The 477-nt window shown below is 58.3% G+C and carries 1 protein-coding gene; it reads right to left on the reverse strand.

Annotation, left to right across the window (positions count from 1 at the left end; all coding sequences use genetic code 11):
- A partial coding sequence (locus IB248_RS31005) for a DUF3300 domain-containing protein (RefSeq protein ID WP_192242253.1) occupies window positions 1-477 on the reverse strand: 477 nt, incomplete at both ends.

A 477-nucleotide genomic window follows, 5' to 3' on the forward strand; every position in this document is an offset into this window, starting at 1 on the left:
TTCGGATAGTGTTTCGGTCGACGTTCGCCAACTGACTTCTGTCGATGTTGAGCTTGCTGCGGTCGACGTTCTTCCAGTCGACGTCGTTCCACTTAACCTTGCCGTTGAAATTGCGGTTGTTGAAACAATTGTTGCAATCGACGTCGAAGTCGCCGCCCCAGTTGCCGCCCCAAACGCCCCAGTTGTCCCAGTTGACCGCGGCCGCCCAGGCAACGCCCGTTACGGCTGCGGCGAAGAAGGCAGCACCGGGATACCAATAGTTCGAATAGGGCTGGTCGTAGTAGCTAATAGGCTGGTAGGCGTAGCCCGGCTCGTAGAGCATCTCCGGCGGATATTTCGGGATGTAGACCTTCTCGGGGTCGGTCGGCCGGATGACAACGTTGTCGCCCTCGTTGACGATCGTGATCTTGTCGTCCGTCTTGATCGCGCCCTTGGCCACCGCTTGGTCGCGCAGCTGTTGAATGGCCACAAGGACGT

Origin of the sequence: Rhizobium sp. RHZ01, assembly GCF_014851595.1 — a bacterium.
Classification (GTDB): domain Bacteria; phylum Pseudomonadota; class Alphaproteobacteria; order Rhizobiales; family Rhizobiaceae; genus Rhizobium; species Rhizobium altiplani.